This window comes from Pseudomonas oleovorans subsp. oleovorans (assembly GCF_002197815.1).
Lineage (GTDB): Bacteria > Pseudomonadota > Gammaproteobacteria > Pseudomonadales > Pseudomonadaceae > Aquipseudomonas > Aquipseudomonas oleovorans.
The window spans coordinates 146,167-172,265 of sequence record NZ_NIUB01000005.1 but is presented as its reverse complement, the minus strand read 5'-3'; the positions used below and the strand labels follow the sequence as shown (position 1 = coordinate 172,265).

Sequence of the window (26,099 nt, the reverse complement as noted above, 5' to 3'; positions counted from 1 at the left end):
TTGACGACCATAGAGCGTTGGAACCACCTGATCCCATCCCGAACTCAGTAGTGAAACGACGCATCGCCGATGGTAGTGTGGTGCTTCACCATGTGAGAGTAGGTCATCGTCAAGCTCCTATACGAAACCCCAGATCGCGCAAGCGGTCTGGGGTTTCTTCTTTGGGGCGCGCAAATAGAGCTGCGTGTAGGGTGCGCTGCGCGCACCGACAAGGACGCGGTTACAAAGGTGCGCATGGCGCACCCTACGGTTGATCCGCTGACGCTTCGCGAGCAGAGCTCGCTCCTACAGGTCATCAGCACTCGCCTCAGATTTAAGCTTTATAGGCATCAATAGAAAGGTCTTGTTATGTTGCTGTTGGCTTTTATTGGCGGCTCTTTCGGCTGAATCTTGAGCAAGGGTAGTTATCTTTCCTCCTGCACGGCTTTCTTCGGTTTGCCGTTTTCTATGCAAGCTGAAGCCTCATCGTTATCATGCCAGCCTTGTTCGTGGCGGGGCCTCGCATGCTGGAATTGTTGAAACTTCTACAGGATGGTCGATTCCATTCCGGTGAAGCCCTAGGGGCGAAGCTCGGGATAAGTCGCAGTGCCATCTGGAAGCAACTGCAAGGCCTGGAGGCCGAGCTGGGGATCGAGGTGTTCAAGGTTCCTGGTCGGGGCTATCGGCTGTCTTCGCCCATGACCTTGCTCGATGCTGGAGAGATATCTCATGGCGCTGAGGGCTTGGCTTGGCCGATCACGGTAGAGTCCAGCGTGGACTCTACGAACGCCGAGATCTTTCGTCGCCTCGATGCTGGAGTGCGTGCGCCTTTCGTTCTGCTTGCTGAGCGTCAGACCGCTGGGCGCGGTCGGCGGGGACGGGTCTGGGTCAGTCCTTTTGCCGAGAACCTTTATTGCAGCGTCGTTCTGCGTGTAGATGGTGGAATGAGTCAGGTGGAGGCCTTGAGTCTGACTGTAGGCCTTGCTGTCGCTAAGGCGCTGCAATCCATTGGCATCGACGGTGCGCGACTCAAATGGCCGAATGATGTACTGGTCGAGGGCCGCAAGATATCCGGAATTCTCCTGGAGCTGGCCGGGGATCCGGCAGATGTCTGTCACGTTGTGGTTGGTGTCGGTATCAACGTCAATATGGCGTCCGATGTGCCTGCTGTTATCGACCAGCCCTGGACCTCGGTGCGCCAGTGCCTTGGGCGCGTGCTTGACCGCAATGAGTTAGCCGCCAAGTTGTTGTTGCAGCTGCGAGATTGCCTTTCCATTCATTGGCAGGACGGGTTTGCCGGTTTGCGCGAGGAGTGGGAAGCGTTGCATGCGTGGCGCGGCCGATCTGTGGCGTTAACGGCAGGAAACAATGCGACTCTGGGTATCGTGCTTGGGGTTGATGAGCGAGGCGCTATTAGGCTGAGCGTGGATGGCGTCGATCGCTCCTTCAGTGGGGGCGAGTTGAGCCTGAGGTTGCAACATGATTCTTGAGCTCGACTGCGGTAATAGCTTTATCAAGTGGCGGGTGATTTCCGTGGATGGAGCGCAGCGCCTGCTTGCTGGCGTTGTCGACTCCGATGCCGCTCTCTTCGAGTCGTTGGCTGCTGCGCCTGAGTTGCGGGTAAGTCGCTGTCGCTTGGTCAGTGTGCGTAGCGACGCCGAGACCGAGCTGTTGGTTGCACGTCTGCGTGAGTCCTTGGGGGTGGATGCGGTCTGTGCTCAATGTGCCAGTCGGGTCGGGGCTGTACATAACGGTTACGAAGACTTCCGGCGTCTTGGTCTGGATCGTTGGTTGGCTGTGCTGGGGGCCTATCATTTAGGGCGGCGTGCTTGTCTGGTGGTGGATCTCGGGACAGCGGTGACCGCTGATTTCGTTTCTGCCTCAGGTATGCACCTGGGCGGCTTCATTTGCCCAGGGTTGCCGCTCATGCGTGATCAGTTGAGTACGCACACTCGGCGTATTCGCTACGACCGGCAGGTGGCTCTCGCCGCTCTGCATGAGCTGGAGCCTGGGCGCTCCACTGCGGAGGCTGTCGAGCGAGGGTGCGTATTGATGTTGCGTGGTTTTGTTGTCGAGCAGTTGCTGCAGGCGCAGGCTCGTTTTCCTGAGGGTTTCGAGGTCTTCCTGACTGGAGGCGATGCGGGTTTGGTGCGAGATGTCGTCCCGGGAGCGCAGGTTGTTCCTGATCTGGTATTTGTCGGGCTGGCTATCGCCTGTCCCTTGAGCTGAGGCGAGGTATGCGCTGGATTCTGCTATTGCTCCTGCTGCTTAACGCCTTCTATTACGTCTGGCATCAGCAGCAGGCCCCCTTGCGTGCCAAAGAGGTGGCTCCGGCAGGTGCTTATCAGGCAGCGCGCAAAGATATCCGTTTGTTGAGTGAGGCGGGTGCGCCGCGCTCGCGTGCAGATTCGTCGACGCCGGCTGATGCGGCTGCTCCTGAGGCGGCTGTTTGTCTCTATCTAGGGAGTTTCGAAGAAGAGACGAGGGCCAGGGTTGTGGAGCAGCGGCTATTGAGTTTGGACATACAGGCTGAAGTGCGCGGTGTCGATGCGGCAGCGGGGCTCGAGTATTGGGTTTATCTGCCGCCTCTGGCTTCCCGTCAGGCCTCGCTGAGGCAGTTGCGCGAACTGCAGGCCCGCCGTATCGATAGCTACATCATCACTCAGGGCGAGCTGGCGAATGGCATATCGCTCGGCATATTCCCCCGCCGCGACTCGGCCAATAGCGTCATGCAGCGTTTGCGGGATGTGGGTTACGAGCCGCAGATTCGCGAGCTCTCGCGTGCGCATCGCAGTTTCTGGGTGCGTGTAGCCCCGCAAAGTCGGCGCTTGGCTGACGAATTTTTGCTTGGTCGGCTCGCGGGTGACTTCGCTGGTTTGCAGCATCAATTAATGCCTTGTGAAGGCGTTGCATTGCTCCAGTAGTTTGCATAGAATGGCGCCCGCTTCGCAGGGTGGTCAAAGTTGGTTCCCGACGAAGATGTTGTCAAAGTAGCTAACCTCAAGATTTTAATGAGAAAAAGCTTGACAGCAGGGTGGCAGATCTAGAAAATGCCGCCTCACTTTGGAGGGGTTCCCGAGCGGCCAAAGGGATCAGACTGTAAATCTGACGTCATCGACTTCGAAGGTTCGAATCCTTCCCCCTCCACCAGATTCAGCGTGAGCTGCAAGCTCCGCGGGTATAGTTCAGTGGTAGAACCTCAGCCTTCCAAGCTGATGATGCGGGTTCGATTCCCGCTACCCGCTCCAGTTTGTGGTTGGTGCAACAGAGTTTGGCTCATGTAGCTCAGCTGGTAGAGCACACCCTTGGTAAGGGTGAGGTCAGCGGTTCAAATCCGCTCATGAGCTCCATCTAATGAAGGCAGATATGAAAGTATCTGCCTTTGTTTTAATGGCAGCATGGCTTGCTCAATTCTTCGATAGGAGACGGTCAAGATGGCTAAAGAGAAATTCGAACGTAACAAACCGCACGTCAACGTTGGCACCATTGGTCACGTTGACCACGGTAAAACCACTCTGACCGCTGCTCTGACCCGTGTCTGCTCCGAAGTTTTCGGTTCGGCCAAGGTTGACTTCGACAAGATCGACAGCGCTCCGGAAGAAAAAGCTCGTGGTATCACCATCAACACCGCGCACGTAGAGTACGACTCCAACATTCGTCACTACGCGCACGTTGACTGCCCGGGCCACGCCGACTACGTGAAGAACATGATCACCGGTGCTGCCCAGATGGACGGCGCGATCCTGGTCTGCTCGGCTGCCGACGGCCCCATGCCGCAAACCCGTGAGCACATCCTGCTGTCCCGTCAGGTTGGCGTACCGTACATCGTTGTCTTCCTGAACAAGGCTGACATGGTTGACGACGCTGAGCTGCTGGAACTGGTCGAGATGGAAGTTCGCGACCTGCTGAGCACCTACGATTTCCCGGGTGACGACACTCCGATCATCATCGGCTCCGCGCTGATGGCTCTGAACGGCGAAGACACCAACGAGCTGGGCACTACCGCTGTCAAGAAGCTGGTCGAGACTCTGGATACCTACATTCCGGAGCCGGTTCGTGCCATCGACAAGCCGTTCCTGATGCCGATCGAAGACGTATTCTCGATCTCCGGCCGCGGTACTGTAGTGACCGGTCGTGTTGAGCGCGGTATCGTCAAGGTTCAGGAAGAAATCGAAATCGTTGGTCTGCGTCCGACCACCAAAACCACCTGCACCGGCGTTGAGATGTTCCGCAAGTTGCTGGACGAAGGTCGTGCTGGTGAGAACTGCGGCGTGCTGCTGCGCGGCACCAAGCGTGATGAGGTCGAGCGTGGTCAGGTTCTGGCCAAGCCGGGCACCATCAAGCCGCACACCAAGTTCGAAGCAGAAGTGTACGTACTGTCCAAGGAAGAAGGTGGTCGTCACACCCCGTTCTTCAAGGGCTACCGTCCGCAGTTCTACTTCCGTACCACTGACGTGACCGGTTCGTGCGAACTGCCGGAAGGCGTTGAGATGGTAATGCCGGGCGACAACATCAAGATGGTTGTCACCCTGATCAAGCCGATCGCCATGGAAGACGGCCTGCGCTTCGCAATTCGCGAAGGCGGTCGTACCGTTGGTGCCGGCGTGGTTGCCAAGATCATCGAATAATCGGTTGATCTGTCCCTTTCAGGCCGGCATAATGGCCGGCCTGATTTTGTTATAGGTCAGTAGCTCAATTGGCAGAGCGGCGGTCTCCAAAACCGCAGGTTGGGGGTTCGATTCCCTCCTGACCTGCCATTTTCTAACGAATTTGGCGTGTCTTTCACAGGATCCTCTCGAATGAATGCTAAGGCTGAAGCCAAAGACTCTCGCTTTGATCTGGTCAAGTGGCTGGTTGTCGCTGCCCTGGTTGTTGTGGGTGTCGTAGGTAATCAGTACTTCTCTGCTGAGCCGGTTCTGTATCGCGTTCTGGGTCTGGTTGTGCTGGGTGGTGTTGCCGCTTTCGTGGCATTTCAGACTGCTCGTGGTCAATCTTTCGCAGTGTTGCTGAAAGAAGCACGCGTCGAGATTCGTAAGGTTGTCTGGCCGACCCGCCAGGAAACCACTCAGACCACTCTGATCGTGGTTGCCGTTGTTCTGGTGATGGCGCTGCTGTTGTGGGGGCTTGACTCCCTGCTCGGTTGGCTTATTTCCCTGATTGTTGGTTAAGGGTGTCTCGTGGCTAAGCGTTGGTATGTCGTGCATGCTTACTCGGGTTACGAGAAGCATGTCATGCGCTCGCTCATCGAGCGCGTGAAACTGGCTGGTATGGAAGATGATTTCGGCGAGATTCTCGTTCCCACTGAAGAAGTGGTCGAGATGCGCAATGGTCAGAAGCGAAAGAGTGAGCGCAAGTTCTTCCCCGGCTACGTTCTAGTGCAGATGGAAATGAACGAGGCGACTTGGCACTTGATCAAGGATACGCCGCGCGTCATGGGCTTCATCGGGGGTACTGCCGACAAGCCAGCGCCCATCACCGAGAAAGAAGCTGAAGCCATTCTGCGTCGTGTCGCCGACAGTGGCGACAAGCCCAAGCCGAAGACGTTGTTCGAGCCGGGCGAGATGGTACGAGTTGTCGATGGCCCGTTCGCCGATTTCGGTGGCGTGGTCGAAGAAGTGAATTACGAAAAGAGCCGCATCCAGGTTGCTGTGACCATTTTTGGGCGCTCCACCCCGGTCGAGCTGGAGTTCAGTCAGGTCGAGAAAACGTAACTGACATAAGCATCCCTCACCCCGCAGTCGTAGGCTGCGGGGTTTTGTCGTCACTGGGATAAATGCGTAAGTAACCTCGGGGAGCCGTCAGGCGTTCGAACCCGAAATTGGAGTAGCTAATGGCTAAGAAGATTCAGGCTTATATCAAGCTGCAGGTTAAAGCCGGTCAGGCAAACCCGTCACCACCCGTCGGCCCCGCTCTGGGGCAGCACGGCGTGAACATCATGGAATTCTGCAAGGCGTTCAACGCCAAGACTCAAGGCGTCGAGCCGGGTCTGCCGACTCCCGTGATCATCACTGTTTACAGTGACCGCAGCTTTACCTTTGAAACCAAGAGCACCCCGGCTGCTGTACTGCTGAAGAAGGCCGCTGGCCTGACCAGCGGTTCCGCTCGTCCGAACACCGTCAAAGTAGGCACCGTTACCCGTGCTCAGCTGGAAGAGATCGCCAAGACCAAGCAGGCTGATCTGACTGCCGCTGATCTGGAAGCGGCCGTGCGCACCATCGCCGGCTCCGCTCGTAGCATGGGCCTGAACGTGGAGGGTGTGTAATGGCTAAGTTGACCAAGCGCCAAAAGGCCATTGCGGCCAAGGTTGAAGCCGGCAAGGCCTACACCTTCGAAGAAGCTGCCAGCCTGCTGGCCGAACTGTCTGCCGTCAAGTTCACCGAGTCTTTCGATGTCGCCGTGAACCTGGGTGTAGACCCGCGTAAATCCGATCAGGTCGTACGTGGCGCCACCGTTCTGCCGAACGGCACTGGCAAAACCGTACGCGTTGCCGTGTTCACCCAAGGTCCGGGCGCTGAAGCTGCCCTGGCTGCCGGTGCCGACAAAGTCGGTATGGACGATCTGGCTGCCGAAATGAAGGCCGGCGATCTGAACTACGACGTGGTCATCGCTTCCCCTGACGCCATGCGCGTCGTTGGCCAGTTGGGTCAGGTTCTGGGCCCGCGCGGTCTGATGCCGAACCCGAAAGTCGGCACCGTGACTCCGGACGTCGCTACCGCTGTGAAGAACGCCAAGGCTGGTCAGGTGCGTTTCCGTACCGACAAGAACGGCATCATCCACACCTCCGTTGGCAAGGTCGGCTTTGAAGCCGCTGCGCTGAAGCAGAACGTGGAAGCCCTGCTGTCTGACCTCAAGCGTCTGAAGCCGTCGACCTCGAAAGGCATCTACGTCAAGCGTGTGACCCTGAGCACCACCATGGGTCCGGGTCTGATGATTGATCAGGCTTCGCTCGACGCGTAAGTGATTGGGCCGTTAGCCGCGTGCTGCCGGCCATGAAAGATTGGGGTCCCTGCCTGGCGGGGGCTATCCAAGACCGTAGGTGACTCGCGTTTTAAATGTCAGGCTTGCCTGATGGCCTACGCAGATGGTGCTCCCGATTCGTTACCGAATCAGACACCAAAACGCCGCCAAGCTTCGGTTTGGCGATACGGTAAAAACCAGGAGTAAACCCGTGGCAATTAAACTCGAAGACAAGAAGGCCATCGTCGCTGAAGTCAACGAGGCTGCCAAAGCCGGTCTGTCCGCTGTCGTGGCTGATGCCCGTGGCGTGACCGTCGGCGCAATGACCGGACTCCGTAAAGAGGCCCGCGAAGCTGGTGTGTACGTGAAAGTCGTGCGTAACACCCTGCTCAAGCGCGCCGTTGAAGGCACTCAGTTCGACGTGCTCAACGACGTGTTCAAAGGCCCGACCCTGATCGCTTTCTCCAACGAACACCCGGGCGCTGCTGCTCGTCTGTTCAAAGAGTTCGCCAAGGGTCAGGACAAGTTCGAGATCAAGGCAGCTGCGTTCGAGGGCAAGTACCTCGCAGCAAACCAGATCGACGTACTGGCAAGTCTGCCGACCCGCGACGAGGGCATCGCCCAGCTGATGAGCGTTATTCAAGGCGCCACCAGCAAACTCGCTCGCACCCTGGCAGCCATTCGCGACCAGAAAGAAGCTGCTGCTGCCTAAGGCAGCGTGAGCCCTTTCGAAATCAAACGTTTAATTTGATGGTCGCGTAGGCCGTCACCCCAATACAGGAATTGATAGTCATGTCTCTGACTAACGAGCAAATCATCGAAGCTATCGGCCAGAAATCCGTTATGGAAATCGTTGAGCTGATCAAAGCGATGGAAGAAACCTTCGGCGTTACCGCTGCTGCTGCTGTTGCCGCTGGCCCGGCTGCTGCCGCTGCTGCTGTTGAAGAGCAGACCGAGTTCAACGTTGTTCTGGCCGAAGCTGGCGACAAGAAAGTGAACGTGATCAAGGCCGTTCGCGAGCTGACTGGTCTGGGCCTGAAAGAAGCCAAGGAGAAGGTCGACACCGCTCCTCAGGTTATCGCTGAAGGTCTGAGCAAAGAAGCTGCTGAAGACGCCAAGAAGAAGCTGGAAGAAGCTGGCGCCAAGGTCGAGCTCAAGTAAGCTCGCACCTTGCGTCTACAGCCCGCGCGACTCGCACAAGGCTGATGGCTGGTGGCTTTTGCCACCGGCCTTTTTCCGTTCTAGGTCGACTGTTCGTCAGTTGGCCTGGAGCCGGGAAATCCCGCCCGAGAGGCGGTTGCAAACCGAGGGTTTGCACGATTTTCTGGTCACCGCCGCCGGCGTTGACCAAATAAGCAGGTGACCAAGCTGGGGAACGCTGATGGCTTACTCATACACTGAGAAAAAACGTATCCGCAAGGACTTTAGCAAGTTGCCGGATGTCATGGATGTGCCTTACCTCCTGGCCATCCAGCTGGATTCCTATCGCGAATTCCTGCAGCAAGGGGTGAGCAAGGAACAATTCCGCGACATCGGCCTGCATGCGGCCTTCAAATCGGTATTCCCGATCATCAGCTACTCCGGCAACGCTGCCCTGGAGTACGTCGGCTATCGCCTGGGCGAGCCGGCATTCGACGTCAAGGAGTGCGTCCTGCGTGGCGTGACCTTCGCCGTGCCGCTGCGTGTGAAAGTGCGCCTGATCATTTTCGACAAAGAATCGTCGAACAAAGCGATCAAGGACATCAAAGAGCAAGAAGTGTACATGGGCGAGATTCCGCTCATGACCGAGAACGGTACCTTCGTCATCAACGGTACCGAGCGCGTCATCGTGTCCCAGCTGCACCGTTCGCCAGGCGTGTTCTTCGATCACGATCGTGGCAAGACCCACAGCTCGGGCAAGCTGCTGTACTCCGCTCGCATCATTCCTTACCGCGGTTCCTGGCTGGACTTCGAGTTCGATCCGAAGGACGCGGTATTCGTGCGTATCGACCGTCGCCGCAAACTGCCGGCTTCTGTCCTGCTGCGCGCGCTGGGTTACAGCACTGAGGAAGTGCTGGATGCCTTCTATGACACCAACGTCTTCCATGTGAAGGGCGAGAGCCTGAGCCTGGAGCTGGTTCCGCAGCGTCTGCGCGGTGAAGTCGCGGTCCTGGACATCAAGGACGCCAGCGGCAAAGTGATCGTGGAGCAGGGCCGTCGTATCACTGCCCGTCACATCAATCAGCTGGACAAGGCTGGCATCAAGGAGCTGGAAGTTCCGCTCGATTACGTCATTGGCCGTACCACTGCCAAGGCCATCGTGCACCCGGCTACCGGCGAGATCATCGCCGAATGCAACACCGAGCTGACCGCCGACCTGCTGGCCAAGATGGCCAAGGCTCAGGTTGTGCGTTTCGAGACGTTGTACACCAACGACATCGACTGCGGTCCGTTCATCTCCGACACCCTGAAGATCGACAGCACCACCAATCAGCTGGAAGCGCTGGTCGAGATCTACCGCATGATGCGTCCTGGCGAGCCGCCAACCAAGGATGCCGCCGAGACCCTGTTCAACAACCTGTTCTTCAGCGCCGAGCGTTACGATCTGTCCGCCGTTGGCCGCATGAAGTTCAACCGTCGTATCGGTCGTACCGAGATCGAAGGTTCGGGCGTACTGAGCAAGGAAGACATCGTTGCCGTACTGAAGACTCTGGTCGACATCCGTAACGGCAAGGGCATCGTCGATGACATCGACCACCTCGGTAACCGCCGCGTTCGTTGCGTCGGCGAAATGGCCGAGAATCAGTTCCGTGTTGGCCTGGTGCGCGTAGAGCGTGCGGTCAAGGAACGCCTGTCGATGGCCGAAAGCGAAGGCCTGATGCCGCAAGACCTGATCAACGCCAAGCCGGTTGCGGCGGCGGTGAAGGAGTTCTTCGGTTCCAGCCAGCTCTCGCAGTTCATGGATCAGAACAACCCGCTGTCCGAGATCACCCACAAGCGCCGAGTTTCCGCACTCGGCCCAGGTGGTCTGACTCGTGAGCGCGCAGGCTTCGAGGTCCGCGACGTACACCCGACTCACTATGGGCGCGTGTGCCCGATCGAAACGCCGGAAGGTCCGAACATCGGTCTGATCAACTCCCTGGCGGCCTACGCCCGCACCAACCAGTACGGCTTCCTGGAGAGCCCGTACCGCGTGGTCAAGGAAGGCAAGGTCACCGACGAGATCGTGTTCCTGTCCGCCATCGAAGAAGCCGATCACGTGATCGCGCAGGCTTCCGCCACCCTTAACGACAAGGGCGAGCTGGTCGATGAGCTGGTAGCCGTGCGTCACCTCAACGAATTCACCGTCAAGGCACCGGAAGACGTGACCCTGATGGACGTCTCGCCGAAGCAGGTCGTTTCCGTCGCTGCCTCGTTGATTCCGTTCCTCGAGCACGACGACGCTAACCGTGCGCTGATGGGTTCGAACATGCAGCGTCAGGCTGTACCGACCCTGCGCGCCGACAAGCCGCTGGTAGGTACCGGCATGGAGCGCAACGTCGCTCGTGACTCCGGCGTCTGCGTCGTGGCCCGTCGTGGCGGCGTGATCGACTCGGTCGATGCCAGCCGTATCGTGGTTCGCGTCAATGACAACGAAGTCGAAACCGGCGAAGCTGGTGTCGACATCTACAACCTGACCAAGTACACCCGCTCCAACCAGAACACCTGCATCAACCAGCGTCCGCTGGTGAGCAAGGGGGATCAGGTTTCGCGTGGCGACATCATGGCCGACGGCCCGTCCACCGACATGGGTGAACTGGCGCTGGGTCAGAACATGCGTGTCGCGTTCATGCCGTGGAACGGCTTCAACTTCGAAGACTCCATCTGCCTGTCCGAGCGCGTGGTTCAGGAAGACCGCTTCACCACCATCCACATCCAGGAACTGACCTGCGTGGCGCGTGACACCAAGCTCGGCCCAGAGGAAATCTCCTCTGACATCCCGAACGTGGGTGAAGCTGCTCTGAACAAGCTGGACGAAGCCGGTATCGTTTACGTCGGCGCCGAAGTCGGCCCGGGCGACATCCTGGTTGGTAAGGTCACCCCGAAAGGCGAGACCCAGCTGACTCCGGAAGAGAAGCTGCTGCGTGCGATCTTCGGTGAGAAGGCGTCCGACGTTAAGGACACCTCTCTGCGCGTGCCGACCGGCACCAAGGGTACCGTTATCGACGTACAGGTCTTCACCCGTGACGGCGTCGAGCGTGACAGCCGTGCTCTGGCGATCGAGAAGCAGCAACTGGACGAGATCCGCAAGGACCTGAACGAAGAGTTCCGCATCGTCGAGGGTGCGACCTTCGAGCGTCTGCGTTCGGCGTTGGTTGGCGCCATCGCCGAAGGCGGCGCTGGTCTGAAGAAAGGCACTGCGATCACCGATGAGTTCCTCGACGGTCTCGAGCGTGGCCAGTGGTTCAAACTGCGCATGGCTGACGACGCCCTGAACGAGCAATTGGAGAAGGCCCAGGCCTACATCTCCGACCGCCGTCAGATGCTCGACGACAAGTTCGAAGACAAGAAGCGCAAGCTGCAGCAGGGCGACGACCTCGCTCCGGGCGTACTGAAGATCGTCAAGGTCTACCTGGCTATCCGCCGTCGCATCCAGCCGGGTGACAAGATGGCCGGTCGTCACGGTAACAAGGGTGTGGTCTCGGTGATCATGCCGGTCGAAGACATGCCGCACGATGCCAACGGTACTCCGGTCGATATCGTCCTGAACCCGCTGGGCGTACCGTCGCGTATGAACGTCGGTCAGATTCTCGAGACCCACCTGGGCCTCGCGGCTAAGGGCCTGGGTGAGAAGATCAACCGCATGCTCGAAGAGCAGCGCAAGATCGCCGAACTGCGCAAGTTCCTCAACGAGATCTACAACGAGATCGGTGGCCGTCAGGAAAACCTCGACGAGTTCTCCGATACCGAGATCCTCGAGCTGGCGAAGAACCTCAAAGGCGGTGTGCCGATGGCGACTGCCGTGTTCGACGGCGCCAAGGAAACCGAGATCAAGGCCATGCTGAAGCTGGCCGATCTGCCGGAGAGCGGCCAGATGCGCCTGTTCGACGGTCGTACCGGTAACCAGTTCGAGCGTCCGACCACCGTCGGCTACATGTACATGCTTAAACTGAACCACCTGGTGGACGACAAGATGCACGCCCGTTCCACTGGTTCCTACAGCCTGGTTACCCAGCAGCCGCTGGGTGGTAAGGCGCAGTTCGGTGGTCAGCGCTTCGGGGAGATGGAGGTCTGGGCACTGGAAGCCTATGGCGCCGCCTACACCCTGCAGGAAATGCTGACCGTGAAGTCGGACGATGTGAACGGCCGTACCAAGATGTACAAGAACATCGTGGATGGCGATCACCGTATGGAGCCGGGCATGCCCGAGTCCTTCAACGTACTGATCAAAGAGATCCGTTCGCTCGGCATCGATATCGATCTGGAAACCGAATAACACGACGTGAATCGGCAGCGGGGCTAACCCAGCCCGCTGCCCGCTCCGCCAGGAGGAAAGGCCTTGAAAGACCTACTGAATTTGCTGAAAAACCAGGGTCAGATCGAAGAGTTCGACGCCATCCGTATCGGATTGGCCTCGCCTGAGATGATCCGTTCGTGGTCGTTCGGTGAAGTTAAAAAGCCGGAAACCATCAACTACCGTACCTTCAAGCCAGAGCGCGACGGCCTGTTCTGCGCCAAGATCTTTGGCCCGGTAAAGGATTACGAGTGCCTGTGCGGTAAGTACAAGCGCCTCAAGCACCGTGGCGTGATCTGCGAGAAGTGCGGCGTTGAAGTCGCCCTGGCCAAGGTTCGTCGTGAGCGCATGGCGCACATCGAGCTGGCCTCGCCGGTTGCCCACATCTGGTTCCTGAAGTCCCTGCCGAGCCGTATCGGCCTGCTGATGGACATGACCCTGCGTGATATCGAACGCGTGCTCTACTTCGAGAGCTACGTCGTTATCGATCCGGGCATGACCACGCTGGAGAAGGGCCAGCTGCTGAACGACGAGCAGTACTTCGAAGCCCTCGAAGAGTTCGGTGACGACTTCGACGCGCGCATGGGCGCCGAGGCCGTGCGCGAGCTGCTGCACGCCATCGACCTGGATCACGAGATCGGCCGCCTGCGTGAAGAGATTCCGCAGACCAACTCCGAGACCAAGATCAAGAAGCTGTCCAAGCGCCTGAAGCTGATGGAAGCCTTCAAGGACTCCGGCAACCTGCCGGAGTGGATGGTGCTGACCGTTCTGCCGGTGCTGCCGCCGGATCTGCGTCCGCTGGTACCGCTGGATGGTGGCCGCTTCGCCACGTCCGATCTGAACGATCTGTATCGCCGCGTGATCAACCGTAACAACCGTCTCAAGCGCCTGCTCGACCTGTCCGCGCCGGACATCATCGTGCGCAACGAAAAGCGCATGCTGCAGGAAGCGGTTGACGCCCTGCTCGACAACGGCCGTCGCGGTCGCGCCATCACTGGCTCGAACAAGCGTCCGCTGAAGTCGCTGGCTGACATGATCAAAGGTAAGCAAGGTCGCTTCCGTCAGAACCTGCTCGGTAAGCGCGTGGACTACTCCGGTCGTTCCGTGATCACCGTGGGTCCGACCCTGCGCCTGCACCAGTGCGGCCTGCCGAAGAAGATGGCCCTCGAGCTGTTCAAACCGTTCATTTTCGGCAAGCTGGAAGTCCGTGGTCTGGCGACCACCATCAAGGCTGCGAAGAAGATGGTCGAGCGCGAGCTGCCTGAAGTGTGGGACGTTCTCGCTGAAGTTATTCGCGAACACCCCGTCCTGCTCAACCGTGCGCCGACCCTGCACCGTCTGGGCATCCAGGCGTTCGAGCCGGTACTGATCGAAGGTAAAGCGATCCAGCTGCACCCGCTGGTCTGCGCCGCGTACAACGCCGACTTCGACGGTGACCAGATGGCCGTGCACGTGCCGCTGACGCTGGAAGCCCAGCTCGAAGCGCGCGCGCTGATGATGTCGACCAACAACATCCTGTCGCCGGCCAACGGCGAGCCAATCATCGTGCCGTCGCAGGACGTGGTACTGGGTCTGTACTACATGACCCGTGAAGCCGTGAACGCCAAGGGCGAAGGCCGCGTATTCGCCGACCTGCAGGAAGTCGACCGCGTGTTCCGCGCCGGCGAAGCGTCCCTGCACGCCCGCGTGAAAGTGCGTATCAACGAAACCATCAAAGAGAAAGATGGTTCGATCACCAAGAACACCCGCATCGTCGACACCACTGTCGGCCGCGCGCTGCTGTTCCAGATCGTGCCGGATGGCCTGTCCTATGACGTGGTCAACCAGACGATGAAGAAGAAGGCGATCTCCAAGCTGATCAACCAGTGCTACCGCACTGTTGGCTTGAAGGACACCGTGATCTTCGCCGACCAGTTGATGTACACCGGTTTCGCCTACTCGACCATCTCCGGTGTGTCGATCGGCGTGAACGACTTCGTCATTCCCGATGAAAAGGCGCGCATCATTGACGCCGCCACCGAGGAAGTGAAGGAAATCGAATCGCAGTACGCCTCCGGCCTGGTGACCCAGGGCGAGAAGTACAACAAAGTGATTGACCTGTGGTCGAAGGCCAACGATGAAGTCTCCAAGGCGATGATGGCCAACCTCTCGAAAGAGCCGGTTGTCGATCGCGAAGGTAAGACCGTCGAGCAGGAATCCTTCAACTCCATGTACATGATGGCCGACTCCGGTGCGCGTGGTTCCGCTGCGCAGATCCGTCAGCTGGCCGGTATGCGTGGTCTGATGGCCAAGCCGGACGGCTCCATCATCGAAACGCCGATCACCGCGAACTTCCGCGAAGGTCTGTCGGTTCTGCAGTACTTCATCTCCACCCACGGTGCTCGTAAAGGTCTGGCGGATACCGCACTGAAGACCGCGAACTCCGGTTACCTGACTCGTCGTCTGGTCGACGTGGCGCAGGATCTGGTGGTGACCGAGATCGATTGCGGTACCGAGCACGGTCTGCTGATGACGCCGCACATCGAAGGCGGCGACGTTGTCGAGCCGCTGGGTGAGCGCGTACTGGGTCGAGTGATCGCCAAGGACGTGTTCAAGCCTGGCACCGAGGACGTCATCGTTCCGGCCGGCACCCTGATCGACGAGCAGTGGGTCGAGTTCATCGAGCTGAACAGCGTCGACGAAGTGGTCGTGCGTTCGCCGATCACCTGCGAAACCCGCTTCGGCATCTGCGCCAAGTGCTACGGTCGCGATCTGGCCCGTGGTCACCAGGTCAACATCGGTGAGGCGGTCGGCGTTATCGCTGCCCAGTCCATCGGTGAGCCGGGGACCCAGCTGACCATGCGTACCTTCCACATCGGTGGTGCTGCAAGCCGTACCTCGGCTGCCGACAGCGTCCAGGTGAAGAACGGTGGTGCGATCCGTCTGCACAACCTGAAGTACGTCGAGCGCGTGGATGGCAATCTGGTGGCGGTTTCCCGTTCCGGCGAGCTGGCTGTGGCCGACGAGTTCGGGCGCGAGCGCGAGCGCTACAAGCTGCCGTACGGTGCCGTGATTTCGGTGAAGGAAGGCGACAAGGTCGACGCTGGTGCCATCGTCGCCAAGTGGGACCCGCACACCCACCCGATCGTGACCGAAATGAAGGGTATCGTGACCTTCGTCGGCATGGAGGAGGGCATCACCATCAAGCGCCAGACCGACGAACTCACCGGTCTGACCAACATCGAGGTTCTCGATCCGAAGGATCGTCCGGCTGCTGGCAAGGACATTCGTCCGGCCATCAAGATGGTCGACGCCAACGGCAAGGAACTGCTGCTGCCGGGTACCGACGTTCCCGCCCAGTACTTCCTGCCAGCCAACGCCCTGGTCGGTGTGGCTGACGGCGCGCAGATCGCGGTCGGTGACGTTATCGCTCGTATCCCGCAAGAGACCTCGAAGACTCGCGACATCACCGGTGGTCTGCCGCGCGTTGCCGACCTGTTCGAAGCCCGTCGTCCGAAGGAAGCTTCGATCCTGGCGGAAATCAGCGGTACCATCTCGTTCGGTAAAGAGACCAAGGGCAAGCGCCGTCTGGTCATCACCCCGACCGATGGCAGCGATCCGTACGAGGAGCTGATTCCGAAGTGGCGTCACCTGAACGTCTTCGAAGGCGAGCAAGTGAACCGCGGCGAAGTCATCTCCGACGGTCCGAGCGATCCGCACGATATCCTGCGTCTGCTGGGTGTGAGCGCGCTGGCCAAGTACATCGTCAACGAGATCCAGGACGTTTACCGTCTGCAGGGCGTGAAGATCAACGACAAGCACATCGAGACCATTCTGCGTCAGATGCTGCGTAAGGTCGAAATCACCGAGTCCGGCGACTCTTCCTTCATCAAGGGCGACCAGATGGAGCTCACCCAGGTTCTGGGCGAGAACGAGCGTCTGGCCGAAGAGGACAAATTCGTCGCCAAGTACACCCGCGTACTGCTGGGTATCACCAAGGCGTCGCTGTCCACCGAGTCGTTCATCTCGGCAGCGTCCTTCCAGGAAACCACTCGCGTCCTCACCGAGGCAGCGGTTACTGGCAAGCGCGACTACCTGCGTGGTCTGAAAGAGAACGTGGTCGTGGGTCGCCTAATCCCGGCCGGTACCGGTCTGGCCTATCACAGCGAGCGCAAGCGCAAGCGTGATGCCGACAAGCCGGTGCGTGTCAGCGCCAGTGAGGTGGAAGCCGCACTAACCGAAGCGCTGAACTCCAGCGGAAATTGAGTCAAAGCCCCGTCAGTTCGCTGGTGGGGCTTTGCCTTGACTGGGGGTGCGAGTCTCTTTAGACTCATGCACCCCTAAATTTGGCAGGGCATTTGGCTCTGCCATCTTTATTTGTGAGCGTCGAAAGACAACAGTGGAGCTAGTAGATGGCAACTATCAACCAGCTGGTACGTCAGCCGCGTAAGCGTATCGTCGAGAAATCCGACGTGCCTGCGCTGCAGAACTGCCCGCAGCGTCGTGGCGTGTGCACCCGCGTGTACACCACTACGCCGAAAAAACCTAACTCGGCACTGCGTAAAGTATGCCGCGTGCGTCTGACCAACGGTTTCGAGGTTTCCTCGTACATCGGTGGTGAAGGCCACAACCTGCAAGAGCACAGCGTCGTGCTGATCCGTGGCGGTCGTGTAAAAGACCTTCCGGGTGTGCGCTACCACACCGTGCGTGGTTCGCTGGATACCTCCGGCGTCAAAGACCGTAAGCAAGGTCGTTCCAAGTACGGTACCAAGCGTCCGAAATAAGGCCGCTTGATCCTTTCTATTTAGTTGAGTCGATAAGAGTAAGGTCGGGCGCGGTGTTTACCGTCAGTTCCGGGCTAACCTGAAGACCGTTTGAGGGCTTATCAATGCCAAGACGTCGTGTAGCAGCAAAGCGTGAGATCCTGGACGATCCGAAATACGGAAGCCAGATCCTCGCCAAATTCATGAACCACGTGATGGAAAGCGGCAAGAAGGCCGTGGCCGAGCGCATCGTTTACGGTGCTCTGGACACTGTCAAGGCGCGCAAGAACAGCGATCCCCTGGAGATCTTCGAGAAAGCTCTCGACGCCATCGCTCCGCTGGTCGAAGTCAAGTCCCGCCGTGTAGGCGGTGCTACCTACCAGGTTCCGGTCGAAGTTCGTCCGTCCCGTCGTAATGCTCTGGCCATGCGCTGGCTGGTGGACTACGCGCGCAAGCGTGGCGAGAAGTCCATGGCTCTGCGTCTGGCTGGTGAGCTGCTGGATGCTGCTGAAGGCAAAGGTGCTGCGGTCAAGAAGCGTGAAGACGTTCACCGTATGGCTGAAGCCAACAAGGCTTTCTCGCACTACCGCTTCTAATCTCGGCGACATTCACTTCGCGAGGGCTATATGGCTCGTACTACACCGATCAATCTCTACCGTAACATCGGCATCTGTGCGCACGTGGACGCGGGTAAAACCACTACCACCGAGCGCGTACTGTTCTATACCGGTGTTAACCACAAGATGGGTGAGACTCACGACGGCGCTTCGACCACCGACTGGATGGTTCAGGAGCAGGAGCGTGGTATTACCATCACTTCCGCTGCGGTAACCGCCTTCTGGGCTGGTTCGCAGAAGCAGTACAAGAATCACCGTGTAAACGTTATCGATACCCCCGGTCACGTTGACTTCACCATTGAAGTAGAGCGCTCGCTGCGCGTGCTCGATGGTGCTGTCGTTGTGTTCTGCGGTACCTCGGGCGTTGAGCCGCAGTCCGAAACCGTATGGCGTCAAGCCAACAAGTACGGTGTTCCGCGTATCGTCTACGTGAACAAGATGGACCGTCAGGGTGCCAACTTCCTGCGCGTTGTCGAGCAGATCAAGAAGCGCCTGGGTCACACTCCGGTTCCGCTGCAGCTGCAAATCGGCGCGGAAGAGAACTTCGTGGGCCAGGTTGACCTGCTGCGCATGAAGGCTATCTACTGGAACGAAGACGACAAGGGTATGACCTTCCGTGAGGAAGAGATTCCTGCTGAGCTGCAAGATCAGGCTGCTGAGTATCGTTCGAATCTGGTTGAAGCTGCGGCTGAGGCCAATGAAGAGCTGATGAACAAGTACCTGGAAGAGGGCGACCTCTCCCTGGAAGAGATCAAGGCCGGTCTGCGTCAGCGCACCATCGCCTGTGAAATCGTTCCGGCTGTACTGGGTTCTTCCTTCAAGAACAAGGGCGTGCCTCTGGTTCTCGATGCTGTTATCGACTTCCTGCCGGCTCCGACCGACATCCCGGCGATTCAGGGTATCCATCCTGATCACGTGGAGCAGGGCGACGATGCGCCGAAAGATGAGCGTCCGGCTTCTGACGATGCTCCGTTCGCGGCGCTGGCGTTCAAGATCGCTACCGACCCCTTCGTTGGTACTCTGACCTTTACCCGTGTTTATTCCGGTGTTCTCGCTTCCGGCGACTCCGTGATCAACTCGGTCAAGGGTAAGAAGGAGCGCGTTGGTCGTATGGTGCAGATGCACGCCAACCAGCGTGAAGAGATCAAGGAAGTGCGCGCAGGCGACATCGCTGCTCTGATCGGCATGAAGGATGTGACCACGGGTGACACCCTGTGCGACATCGAGAAGCAGATCATCCTCGAGCGTATGGACTTCCCGGAGCCGGTTATCTCGGTTGCTGTCGAGCCGAAGACCAAGGCCGACCAGGAGAAGATGGGTATCGCGCTGGGCCGTCTGGCTCAGGAAGACCCATCGTTCCGCGTCAAGACTGACGAAGAAACCGGTCAGACCATCATCTCTGGTATGGGTGAGCTGCACCTGGACATCCTCGTTGACCGCATGAAGCGTGAATTCAACGTCGAAGCCAACATCGGTAAGCCGCAGGTTTCCTACCGCGAAACCATCACCAAGGACAATGTCGAGATCGAAGGCAAGTTCGTTCGTCAGTCCGGTGGTCGCGGTCAGTTCGGTCACTGCTGGATTCGCTTCTCGGCTCCGGACGTGGACGACAAGGGCAACATCACCGAAGGTCTGGTGTTTACCAACGAAGTTGTGGGTGGTGTGGTTCCGAAGGAATACATCCCGGCTATCCAGAAGGGTATCGAGGAGCAGATGAAGAACGGCGTTGTTGCCGGCTATCCGCTGATCGGCCTGAAGGCTACCGTGTTTGATGGTTCCTACCACGACGTCGACTCCAACGAGATGGCGTTCAAGATCGCTGCCTCCATGGCAACCAAGCAGCTGGCCCAGAAGGGTGGCGGTAAGGTGCTCGAGCCGATCATGAAAGTAGAAGTGGTAACTCCTGAGGACTACATGGGTGACGTGATGGGTGACCTGAACCGTCGTCGTGGTCTGATCCAGGGTATGGAAGATTCGGTATCCGGTAAGGTAATCCGTGCCGAAGTTCCGCTGGGCGAGATGTTTGGTTACGCTACCGACGTTCGTTCCATGTCCCAGGGTCGCGCCAGCTACTCCATGGAATTCTCCAAGTACGCAGAAGCTCCGTCGAACATCGTCGAAGCACTGGTTAAAAAACAAGGCTAATCCCGCCCTTTAAGTAAGAGGTTTACTGTCGTGGCTAAGGAAAAATTCGAACGTAACAAACCGCACGTCAACGTTGGCACCATCGGTCACGTTGACCACGGTAAAACCACTCTGACCGCTGCTCTGACCCGTGTCTGCTCCGAAGTTTTCGGTTCGGCCAAGGTTGACTTCGACAAGATCGACAGCGCTCCGGAAGAAAAAGCTCGTGGTATCACCATCAACACCGCGCACGTAGAGTACGACTCCAACATTCGTCACTACGCGCACGTTGACTGCCCGGGCCACGCCGACTACGTGAAGAACATGATCACCGGTGCTGCCCAGATGGACGGCGCGATCCTGGTCTGCTCGGCTGCCGACGGCCCCATGCCGCAAACCCGTGAGCACATCCTGCTGTCCCGTCAGGTTGGCGTACCGTACATCGTTGTCTTCCTGAACAAGGCTGACATGGTTGACGACGCTGAGCTGCTGGAACTGGTCGAGATGGAAGTTCGCGACCTGCTGAGCACCTACGATTTCCCGGGTGACGACACTCCGATCATCATCGGCTCCGCGCTGATGGCTCTGAACGGCGAAGACACCAACGAGCTGGGCACTACCGCTGTCAAGAAGCTGGTCGAGACTCTGGATACCTACATTCCGGAGCCGGTTCGTGCCATCGACAAGCCGTTCCTGATGCCGATCGAAGACGTATTCTCGATCTCCGGCCGCGGTACTGTAGTGACCGGTCGTGTTGAGCGCGGTATCGTCAAGGTTCAGGAAGAAATCGAAATCGTTGGTCTGCGTCCGACCACCAAAACCACCTGCACCGGCGTTGAGATGTTCCGCAAGTTGCTGGACGAAGGTCGTGCTGGTGAGAACTGCGGCGTGCTGCTGCGCGGCACCAAGCGTGATGAGGTCGAGCGTGGTCAGGTTCTGGCCAAGCCGGGCACCATCAAGCCGCACACCAAGTTCGAAGCAGAAGTGTACGTACTGTCCAAGGAAGAAGGTGGTCGTCACACCCCGTTCTTCAAGGGCTACCGTCCGCAGTTCTACTTCCGTACCACTGACGTGACCGGTTCGTGCGAACTGCCGGAAGGCGTTGAGATGGTAATGCCGGGCGACAACATCAAGATGGTTGTCACCCTGATCAAGCCGATCGCCATGGAAGACGGCCTGCGCTTCGCAATTCGCGAAGGCGGTCGTACCGTTGGTGCCGGCGTGGTTGCCAAGATCGTCGAGTAATCAACGATCCGCGGTATGGAAAAGGGCCCTTCGGGGCCCTTTTCTTTTGTCTCCGCCATCCCTGGCGGGCGACCCTTCGGGCCGTCGCGGGGCGACGTCAAAAATCACTCCCGGTGATTTTTTGAACTGGTTAAAAGTTGACACCCCCAGGGGGCATCCGTACAATTGCGCCTCCCTTGAACGGGCGTAGTCCGTCTGTGGGGATTAGCAGCTTGGAATCTGAGGTCAAAATGCAAAACCAACAAATCCGTATTCGGTTGAAGGCTTTTGACCATCGCCTGATCGATCAATCTACCCAGGAAATCGTGGAAACCGCGAAACGTACTGGTGCTCAGGTGCGTGGTCCGATTCCTCTGCCTACTCGTAAGGAGCGGTATACCGTTCTGGTCTCCCCGCACGTCAACAAAGACGCGCGCGATCAGTACGAAATCCGCACTCATAAGCGTGTTCTGGACATCGTCCAGCCGACGGATAAAACCGTTGATGCGCTGATGAAGCTCGACCTTGCGGCAGGCGTGGAAGTGCAGATCAGCCTCGGCTAAAACCTGGCGGTTTTAGTCGTGTAACGCTCTGAAATGGGCGGCCATAGCGGGTGAAAGCCCCGTACACTCATGAGGTTTACAACATGACTATTGGTGTAGTCGGTCGTAAAGCGGGTATGACCCGTATTTTCACCGAAGAAGGTGTCTCCATTCCGGTTACGGTCATTGAGATCGAGCCGAATCGCGTCACCCAGTTTAAAACCGAAGAATCCGATGGCTATCGCGCAGTGCAGGTCACTGTTGGCGAGCGTCGTGCTTCGCGTGTCACAGCAGCTCAAGCTGGCCACTTCGCCAAGGCGAACGTCGCGGCAGGTCGTACCGTTCTGGAGTTCCGTCTTGAAGAAGGCGACTACCAGGTTGGCGATCTGATCAACGCTGAAATTTTCCAAGCTGGTCAACTGGTCGATGTCACCGGTCAGTCCAAAGGTAAAGGCTTCGCCGGTACCATCAAGCGTTGGAACTTCCGCGGCCAGGACAATACTCACGGCAACTCCGTGTCCCACCGTGTTCCGGGTTCCATTGGCCAGTGCCAGACCCCGGGTCGCGTATTCAAGGGCAAGAAGATGTCCGGTCACCTGGGTGCTGAGCGCGTTACCGTGCAGTCCCTGGAAGTCGTGCGCGTAGACGTCGAGCGTAATCTGTTGCTGGTCAAGGGTGCCGTTCCTGGCGCTACTGGCGGCGACGTTATCGTTCGTCCGGCTGTCAAGGCGTAAGGGGAGAATCTGAGATGCAATTGAATGTAAATGGCGCTCAGGCGATCGAAGTGTCCGACGCGACCTTCGGTGGCGAGTTCAACGAGACCCTGGTTCACCAAGCAGTCGTGGCCTACATGGCTGGCGGTCGTCAAGGTACCAAAGGCCAGAAGTCCCGTGCCGACGTTTCCGGTGGCGGTAAGCGCCCATGGCGTCAGAAGGGTACTGGTCGTGCTCGTGCCGGTACCACTCGTGGTCCGATTTGGCGTGGTGGTGGTGTGACCTTCGCAGCGTCCACCCGTAACCATGATCAAAAGCTGAACAAGAAGATGTACCGCGCAGCTCTGCGCTCCATCCTTGCTGAGCTGGTTCGTACCGACCGTCTGGTCGTAGTCGAAGACTTCGCCGTTGATGCGCCGAAGACCAAGACTCTGCTGGCCAAACTCAATGGCCTGGGCCTGACCGACGTGCTGATCGTATCCGACGCTGTCGATGAGAACCTGTACCTGGCTGCCCGCAACCTGCCGCACGTTGATGTACGTGACGTTCAGGGTTCCGATCCGGTCAGCCTGATCGCGTACGAGAAGGTGCTGGTCACCGTTTCGGCCGTGAAGAAATTCGAGGAGCTGCTGGGATGAACCAGGAACGCGTATTCAAAGTGCTGCTTGGCCCGCACATCTCCGAGAAGGCCACGGTTCTGGCTGACAAGCAAGGTCAGTTCGTTTTCAAAGTCGCTACCGATGCGACCAAGCTGGAAATCAAGAAGGCTGTCGAAGGCCTGTTCGGCGTGAAGGTTGAGCGCGTTACTACTCAGAACGTTCTGGGTAAGAGCAAGCGCACCGCTCGCGGTCTGGGCAAGCGTAACGACTGGAAGAAGGCAGTTATCTCCCTTCAGCCGGGCCAAGAACTCGATTTCACCAGCAGTGCTGAGTAAGGAAGGGGTGCATCATGGCAATCGTTAAATGCAAACCGACTTCCGCTGGCCGCCGTTTTGTGGTCAAGGTGGTCAATCAGGAGCTGCACAAAGGCGCTCCGTACGCTCCGCTGCTCGAGAAAAAGTCGAAGTCCGGTGGTCGTAACAACAATGGCCGTATTACCACCCGTCATATCGGTGGTGGTCATAAACAGCATTACCGTCTGGTCGACTTCCGTCGCAACGACAAGGATGGCATCCCTGCCACCGTCGAGCGCGTGGAATATGATCCGAACCGTACTGCTCACATCGCTCTGCTGAAATACGCTGACGGCGAACGTCGCTACATCATCGCTCCGAAGGACGTTTCTGCTGGCGACCAGCTGATTGCGGGCATCATGGCTCCGATCAAGCCGGGCAACAGCCTGCAGCTGCGCAACATTCCGGTAGGTTCGACCGTTCACGGTATCGAGCTGAAGCCGGGTAAAGGTGCTCAGATCGCTCGTTCCGCTGGCGCTTCCGCTCAGCTGGTCGCTCGTGAAGGTGCCTATGTGACTCTGCGTCTGCGCTCCGGCGAAATGCGCAAAGTCCTGGCTGAGTGCCGTGCGACCCTGGGCGAAGTCTCGAACTCCGAGCACAGCCTGCGTTCGCTGGGTAAGGCCGGTGCCAAGCGCTGGCGCGGTGTTCGTCCGACCGTTCGTGGTGTTGCCATGAACCCGGTTGATCACCCGCACGGTGGTGGTGAGGGTCGTACCTCCGGTGGTCGTCATCCGGTGTCGCCATGGGGCTTCCCGACCAAGGGCGCGAAAACCCGTGCTAACAAGCGCACCGACAACATGATCGTCCGTCGTCGCAAGTAAATAGAGGGATACGACAGTGCCACGTTCTCTGAAAAAAGGTCCTTTTATCGATCTTCACCTACTGAAGAAGGTCGAAGCGGCGGTGGAAAAGGGCGAGCGCAAACCGGTTAAGACCTGGTCGCGTCGCTCCATGATCCTGCCGCAGATGGTCGGTCTGACCATCGCTGTGCATAACGGTCGTCAACATGTCCCGGTCCTCGTGAACGAAGACATGGTCGGCCACAAACTGGGCGAATTTGCCGGCACGCGTACCTATCGTGGTCACGTTGCCGACAAGAAAGGCAAGCGTTAAGGGGTTTGGAAATGGAAGTAGCCGCTAAGTTGTCGGGCGCTCGCATCTCCGCCCAGAAAGCTCGCCTGGTCGCCGACCAGATCCGCGGGAAGAAGGTGGGCGAAGCGCTCAACCTGCTGGCTTTCAGCAGCAAGAAAGCCGCCGAGATCATGAAGAAAGTGCTGGAGTCGGCCGTTGCCAACGCCGAGCACAACGAAGGCGCAGACGTTGATGACCTGAAGGTCAGCACCGTTTTCGTCAACGAAGGGCGTTCGCTTAAGCGCATCATGCCGCGTGCCAAAGGCCGTGCTGATCGCATCGTCAAGCGGTCTTGCCATATCACTGTCAAGGTTGCGGACAAGTAACGGAGTCGATCAGATGGGTCAGAAAGTACATCCCGTTGGCATCCGCCTGGGAATCGTCAAGGATCACACTTCGGTCTGGTACGCAGATGGTCGCAATTATGCCGACTACCTGAACGCCGACCTGAAGGTTCGTGCATACCTGCAAGACAAACTAAAAAGCGCGTCCGTTAGCCGTATCGACATCGCTCGTCCGGCTCAAACCGCACGCATCACCATCCACACCGCTCGTCCCGGCATCGTGATCGGCAAGAAAGGTGAAGATGTTGAGAAGCTGCGTCAGGACCTGACCAAGCAAATGGGTGTGCCGGTGCACATCAACATCGAAGAGATCCGCAAGCCGGAGCTCGACGGTATGCTGGTTGCGCAGAGCGTAGCTCAGCAGCTGGAGCGTCGCGTTATGTTCCGTCGCGCCATGAAGCGCGCTGTACAGAACGCCATGCGCATTGGTGCCAAGGGCATCAAGATCCAGGTGAGCGGTCGTCTTGGCGGCGCTGAAATTGCCCGTACCGAGTGGTATCGCGAAGGTCGTGTGCCTCTGCACACCCTGCGTGCCGATATCGATTACGCCACCTACGAAGCGCACACCACTTACGGTGTGATCGGCGTCAAGGTTTGGATCTTCAAGGGTGAGGTCATTGGTGGCCGCACTGAAGAGCTGAAGCCGCAAGCGCCCGCTCCTCGTAAAGCTGCTAAGAAATAAGGAGTACGCATCATGTTGCAACCAAAGCGTACGAAGTTCCGCAAGCAGATGACCGGCCACAACCGTGGTCTGGCTCAGCGCGGTAGCAAGGTCAGCTTCGGCGAGTTCGCGCTGAAGTCTGTCGCCCGCGGTCGTCTCACCGCCCGTCAGATCGAGTCCGCTCGTCGTGCTCTGACTCGTCACGTAAAACGTGGCGGCAAGATCTGGATTCGCGTATTCCCGGACAAGCCGGTTACCAAGAAGCCTCTCGAAGTGCGGATGGGTAAAGGTAAGGGTGGCGTCGAATATTGGGTAGCCCAGATCCAGCCAGGCAAGGTCCTGTACGAGATCGAAGGCGTATCCGAAGAGCTGGCGCGCGAGGCATTTGCCCTGGCTGCTGCAAAGCTGCCGCTCGCCACCACCTTTGTTAAGCGGACGGTGATGTGATGAAAGCGACCGAACTTCGTGAAAAAACCGCACAGCAACTGAACGAGCAACTGCTCGGTCTGCTGCGCGACCAGTTCAATCTGCGTATGCAGAAAGCAACTGGCCAGTTGGGGCAGTCTCACCTGCTCTCGCAAGTTAAGCGCGACATCGCTCGTGTGAAAACTGTGCTCAACCAGCAGGCAGGTAAGTGATC

At 58.3% G+C, this 26,099-nt stretch carries 26 protein-coding genes, 4 tRNA genes and 1 rRNA gene; all 31 read left to right on the top strand.

The annotated features are described in order from the left end of the window. The 31 genes from rrf (at position 1) to rpmC (ending at position 26,097) form a co-directional block, all read left to right on the top strand. Positions 1–115 (top strand): 5S ribosomal RNA (rrf, locus tag PSOLE_RS04745). A 388-nt stretch (positions 116–503) separates the two neighbouring features. Beyond that, a complete protein-coding gene (birA, locus tag PSOLE_RS04740; protein WP_003463383.1) occupies positions 504–1,469 on the top strand; it encodes a bifunctional biotin--[acetyl-CoA-carboxylase] ligase/biotin operon repressor BirA in 966 nt (321 codons plus the stop codon). Beyond that, entirely contained in the window at positions 1,459–2,208 is a 750-nt protein-coding gene (locus tag PSOLE_RS04735; RefSeq protein WP_074861388.1) for a pantothenate kinase, read from the top strand. Before birA ends, PSOLE_RS04735 begins: the two co-directional genes overlap by 11 nt. An 8-nt stretch (positions 2,209–2,216) precedes the next feature. Next, positions 2,217–2,903 (top strand): SPOR domain-containing protein, encoded by a 687-nt coding sequence (locus PSOLE_RS04730; protein ID WP_003463379.1) that lies wholly within the window; start codon positions 2,217–2,219, stop codon positions 2,901–2,903. Positions 2,904–3,044: 141 nt separating this feature from the next. Next, positions 3,045–3,129 (top strand) — tRNA-Tyr (locus PSOLE_RS04725). 24 nt (positions 3,130–3,153) lie between these two features. Beyond that, positions 3,154–3,227 (top strand) — tRNA-Gly (locus tag PSOLE_RS04720). Between the two features lie 26 nt (positions 3,228–3,253). Continuing rightward, positions 3,254–3,329 (top strand) — tRNA-Thr (locus PSOLE_RS04715). 84 nt (positions 3,330–3,413) lie between these two features. Next, positions 3,414–4,607: an elongation factor Tu gene (gene tuf, locus PSOLE_RS04710; protein ID WP_088339294.1), complete on the top strand. Its 1,194-nt coding sequence runs from the start codon at positions 3,414–3,416 to the stop codon at positions 4,605–4,607. A 53-nt stretch (positions 4,608–4,660) separates the two neighbouring features. Then, a tRNA-Trp gene (locus tag PSOLE_RS04705) sits at positions 4,661–4,736 on the top strand. Positions 4,737–4,778: 42 nt separating this feature from the next. Then, the gene (secE, locus tag PSOLE_RS04700) at positions 4,779–5,147 is read left to right on the top strand and encodes a preprotein translocase subunit SecE (protein WP_003463373.1); all 369 of its coding nucleotides are present in this window, start codon (positions 4,779–4,781) and stop codon (positions 5,145–5,147) included. A gap of 9 nt (positions 5,148–5,156) precedes the next feature. Continuing rightward, on the top strand, positions 5,157–5,690 hold the full coding sequence (gene nusG / locus PSOLE_RS04695) for a transcription termination/antitermination protein NusG (RefSeq protein ID WP_003463370.1): 534 nt from the start codon (positions 5,157–5,159) through the stop codon (positions 5,688–5,690). 119 nt (positions 5,691–5,809) lie between these two features. Further along, a complete protein-coding gene (gene rplK, locus PSOLE_RS04690) occupies positions 5,810–6,241 on the top strand; it encodes a 50S ribosomal protein L11 (protein WP_074861136.1) in 432 nt (143 codons plus the stop codon). Continuing rightward, positions 6,241–6,936 carry a 50S ribosomal protein L1 gene (rplA, locus tag PSOLE_RS04685; RefSeq protein WP_003463358.1) on the top strand — a complete coding sequence of 232 codons (696 nt, stop codon included), beginning with the start codon at positions 6,241–6,243 and terminating at the stop codon, positions 6,934–6,936. The genes rplK and rplA overlap by 1 nt, the downstream gene beginning before the upstream one ends. Before the next feature lie 211 nt (positions 6,937–7,147). Continuing rightward, a complete protein-coding gene (gene rplJ, locus PSOLE_RS04680) occupies positions 7,148–7,648 on the top strand; it encodes a 50S ribosomal protein L10 (RefSeq protein ID WP_003463333.1) in 501 nt (166 codons plus the stop codon). Between the two features lie 80 nt (positions 7,649–7,728). Beyond that, the gene (gene rplL / locus PSOLE_RS04675; protein ID WP_074861137.1) at positions 7,729–8,097 is read left to right on the top strand and encodes a 50S ribosomal protein L7/L12; all 369 of its coding nucleotides are present in this window, start codon (positions 7,729–7,731) and stop codon (positions 8,095–8,097) included. A gap of 220 nt (positions 8,098–8,317) precedes the next feature. Further along, positions 8,318–12,391, top strand: coding sequence for a DNA-directed RNA polymerase subunit beta (gene rpoB, locus PSOLE_RS04670; RefSeq protein ID WP_003463329.1), 4,074 nt, complete (start codon positions 8,318–8,320; stop codon positions 12,389–12,391). Positions 12,392–12,454: 63 nt separating this feature from the next. Then, positions 12,455–16,654 (top strand): DNA-directed RNA polymerase subunit beta', encoded by a 4,200-nt coding sequence (rpoC, locus tag PSOLE_RS04665; RefSeq protein WP_074861139.1) that lies wholly within the window; start codon positions 12,455–12,457, stop codon positions 16,652–16,654. Between the two features lie 146 nt (positions 16,655–16,800). Then, the gene (gene rpsL / locus PSOLE_RS04660) at positions 16,801–17,172 is read left to right on the top strand and encodes a 30S ribosomal protein S12 (RefSeq protein ID WP_003463319.1); all 372 of its coding nucleotides are present in this window, start codon (positions 16,801–16,803) and stop codon (positions 17,170–17,172) included. 104 nt (positions 17,173–17,276) lie between these two features. Continuing rightward, positions 17,277–17,747, top strand: a complete 471-nt coding sequence (rpsG, locus tag PSOLE_RS04655) for a 30S ribosomal protein S7 (protein ID WP_003246741.1) — start codon at positions 17,277–17,279, stop codon at positions 17,745–17,747. A 30-nt stretch (positions 17,748–17,777) separates the two neighbouring features. Beyond that, positions 17,778–19,913 carry an elongation factor G gene (gene fusA, locus PSOLE_RS04650; RefSeq protein ID WP_003463317.1) on the top strand — a complete coding sequence of 712 codons (2,136 nt, stop codon included), beginning with the start codon at positions 17,778–17,780 and terminating at the stop codon, positions 19,911–19,913. A gap of 30 nt (positions 19,914–19,943) precedes the next feature. Continuing rightward, entirely contained in the window at positions 19,944–21,137 is a 1,194-nt protein-coding gene (gene tuf / locus PSOLE_RS04645; protein WP_088339293.1) for an elongation factor Tu, read from the top strand. Positions 21,138–21,367: 230 nt separating this feature from the next. After that, positions 21,368–21,679, top strand: a complete 312-nt coding sequence (gene rpsJ / locus PSOLE_RS04640) for a 30S ribosomal protein S10 (protein WP_003463313.1) — start codon at positions 21,368–21,370, stop codon at positions 21,677–21,679. A gap of 83 nt (positions 21,680–21,762) precedes the next feature. Beyond that, complete coding sequence (gene rplC, locus PSOLE_RS04635; protein ID WP_003463310.1) at positions 21,763–22,392, top strand: 50S ribosomal protein L3; 630 nt, start codon at positions 21,763–21,765, stop codon at positions 22,390–22,392. Between the two features lie 14 nt (positions 22,393–22,406). Continuing rightward, on the top strand, positions 22,407–23,009 hold the full coding sequence (gene rplD, locus PSOLE_RS04630) for a 50S ribosomal protein L4 (RefSeq protein ID WP_003463308.1): 603 nt from the start codon (positions 22,407–22,409) through the stop codon (positions 23,007–23,009). Further along, positions 23,006–23,305, top strand: a complete 300-nt coding sequence (gene rplW, locus PSOLE_RS04625) for a 50S ribosomal protein L23 (protein WP_003463306.1) — start codon at positions 23,006–23,008, stop codon at positions 23,303–23,305. Before rplD ends, rplW begins: the two co-directional genes overlap by 4 nt. Positions 23,306–23,319: 14 nt before the next feature. Beyond that, positions 23,320–24,144: a 50S ribosomal protein L2 gene (rplB, locus tag PSOLE_RS04620; RefSeq protein WP_003463304.1), complete on the top strand. Its 825-nt coding sequence runs from the start codon at positions 23,320–23,322 to the stop codon at positions 24,142–24,144. A gap of 16 nt (positions 24,145–24,160) precedes the next feature. Further along, on the top strand, positions 24,161–24,436 hold the full coding sequence (gene rpsS / locus PSOLE_RS04615) for a 30S ribosomal protein S19 (RefSeq protein WP_003463302.1): 276 nt from the start codon (positions 24,161–24,163) through the stop codon (positions 24,434–24,436). An 11-nt stretch (positions 24,437–24,447) separates the two neighbouring features. Then, a complete protein-coding gene (rplV, locus tag PSOLE_RS04610; protein ID WP_003103908.1) occupies positions 24,448–24,780 on the top strand; it encodes a 50S ribosomal protein L22 in 333 nt (110 codons plus the stop codon). A gap of 13 nt (positions 24,781–24,793) precedes the next feature. Next, the gene (gene rpsC / locus PSOLE_RS04605; RefSeq protein ID WP_003243898.1) at positions 24,794–25,480 is read left to right on the top strand and encodes a 30S ribosomal protein S3; all 687 of its coding nucleotides are present in this window, start codon (positions 24,794–24,796) and stop codon (positions 25,478–25,480) included. Positions 25,481–25,492: 12 nt separating this feature from the next. After that, positions 25,493–25,906 (top strand): 50S ribosomal protein L16, encoded by a 414-nt coding sequence (rplP, locus tag PSOLE_RS04600; protein WP_003243901.1) that lies wholly within the window; start codon positions 25,493–25,495, stop codon positions 25,904–25,906. Next, positions 25,906–26,097, top strand: coding sequence for a 50S ribosomal protein L29 (gene rpmC / locus PSOLE_RS04595; RefSeq protein WP_003463299.1), 192 nt, complete (start codon positions 25,906–25,908; stop codon positions 26,095–26,097). The genes rplP and rpmC overlap by 1 nt, the downstream gene beginning before the upstream one ends. The last annotated feature ends 2 nt before the right edge of the window (positions 26,098–26,099 follow it).